General features: G+C 67.5%; 2 protein-coding genes and 2 pseudogenes. 2 read left to right on the top strand and 2 right to left on the bottom strand.

What is annotated here, in order from left to right; translation table 11 throughout:
* Positions 1-70 precede the first annotated feature (70 nt).
* Both ACZ3TS_RS42890 and ACZ3TS_RS42895 read right to left on the bottom strand, forming a co-directional pair.
* A complete protein-coding gene (locus ACZ3TS_RS42890) occupies positions 71-514 on the bottom strand; it encodes an HAD family hydrolase (protein WP_467628668.1) in 444 nt (147 codons plus the stop codon).
* A gap of 70 nt (positions 515-584) precedes the next feature.
* Positions 585-1091, bottom strand: coding sequence for a hypothetical protein (locus ACZ3TS_RS42895; protein WP_467628671.1), 507 nt, complete (start codon positions 1089-1091; stop codon positions 585-587).
* A 226-nt stretch (positions 1092-1317) separates the two neighbouring features.
* Here ACZ3TS_RS42895 and ACZ3TS_RS42900 point away from each other — a divergent pair.
* Together ACZ3TS_RS42900 and ACZ3TS_RS42905 are read left to right on the top strand one after the other, a co-directional pair.
* Positions 1318-1392: pseudogene (locus ACZ3TS_RS42900) on the top strand (DUF6233 domain-containing protein); the annotation flags it as partial.
* A 26-nt stretch (positions 1393-1418) separates the two neighbouring features.
* Positions 1419-1611, top strand: a pseudogene (locus ACZ3TS_RS42905) (IS5/IS1182 family transposase); the annotation flags it as partial.
* Between the last annotated feature and the right edge of the window lie 234 nt (positions 1612-1845).

Below are 1845 nucleotides of genomic sequence, written 5' to 3' on the forward strand. Positions count from 1 at the left end.
CCGACCAGCCAAGGCAACAACTGACAAGACCAACTGAAGACTGGGTCAGAACTCAACCGCCCAAAGAGGGTCACGATTCAGCCGCCGCCGACAGACGCTCCGGCTTCCGTACCCCTACCTCCGCCGAGACGCAGATGCCGTCGAAGAGCGGTGCGAGCCGAGTCGTGTCGAGCTTGGCTCGCTGAATGTCGCCCGCCCCGTTCGTTGCGATGCCGAGCGTCCACCCCGAGCGGCGTAGCCCTTCGAGCCCTTCCTGAACCCCAGGGAACGGGCGCACCGACCGAGCCACACCAGCGACGTACTCACGCCAGAGGCTGCTCGGATCATCGCGGAGTCCCAGCACCGTCCGCAGGTGTACGAAGTCCGCCGGATAGGCGCGCTCCCTGAGCCGATCGCATACGACGGACTCCGCAGTCCGGGGCAACCGGCGCGAGCGCACGAAGCTGCGAGCCCAGCCCTCAAGGCCCGCGCTGCGATCGATCAGGGTGTTGTCCAGGTCAAAGAGTGCCAGCACAAGGCGACGCTACGCGAGGACGCGCTGTCGAGGCCCCGGCCAGATACGTCGTCGGCACGCACAGAGGCTGCTACGACTCGGTTGTGCAGGTGGTCAACACGGTGGCGGTCTCCTCGTCAGTGAGGGTGACCCGCAGCGCGGGCATGCTGCTGTACTCGCCGATCCAACGGCTGAACTTGCTGCGTGCGGTCTCCTCGCGACCCCACCAGCCGTGCTGTACGGGCTGGCCCGCGGAGGTGAGGAGCAGGTGGTATCGGCCGGGCTCATCCATGCGGCTCATCGTTCCAGTTGCCCAGCGCAGGTCGGCGAGGATCCCCTCGATCGTGGTCGGCCCGGTCCACCGCGGCATCGTCGCCAGCGAATCATCCCGGCACAAGTCCACCCAGCGCGGACCATGCCCGGGGAAGTCGACGACGCGGGAGGTGCGGCAGTCCCCTTCCTTGCTGCAGGCCGAGCATGCCTTCTCCAGGTGCAGGGCGTAGCGGGCCATCGTCTGCGCGCGGGTCGGCGAGGCCGGCGCGGGGTCCAAGCGGGCCGGATCCACAGCGTGGCGAGCCAGCAGCTCGTCGACCGTCATGCGTTCGATCTCCACTCGGCCTCTCTGCCCGTCGCGATGCGGGGACGCACTAGCGCCTAGAATCGAACATGTGACCGACCTGCCGCCCGATCTGCCCCGGCTACACACCCTGGAGACATGGCTCGTCCTGACCCTCGACCGGGTGCGGCAGCAGATCGCGGACTTGGAGCGGCGCGAGACGGAACGGCAGCGGGGCGAGCAGGCCCGTCCGCCGGCGCCGGACTGGATGCTGGAGCTCGGGCTGAACCGAGACGCCGTGCCGGTGTACGTCCACGCGGGTGGCTGCTGGAACGCGGGAGGTCGCCGCAAGGGTGTCGATCGGTCGACCGCGCTGCGGGCGCTGGCCGAGGGCGTCGCGGCGGTCGCCCTACCAGATTCGACCAGGGACGCTATGCCCGCAGGAACGAAGTCGAGCGGACCATCAAAGGGCTTCCGGGCGGTGGCGACGAGGTACGACAAGAGAGCATTCGTCTTTCACGGCACGGTTACCCTCGCCGCGATCCGGCTGTGGCTCCGATGATGGTTCACCGGACAGCCCTTTAGGGCCGCCCGAGCAGGGCCACGACTTCGCCGGCCGCTGTCGGAGGGACACTGGGGCTCTCCGCGCGGACTTTCAGATACGCCTCGATGGCCCGCTCGTTGCGCTGGAGTACGTCAATGCGGTGGATGTCAAGTCAATTGAGACGCTTGTAATGCTATGAGATCTGTCGCGCGGGTTCCCTCCGCTTTGCTGGGTCGTTGATCCACGCCTGTT

Source organism: Streptomyces sp. NPDC022910 (assembly GCF_055561075.1).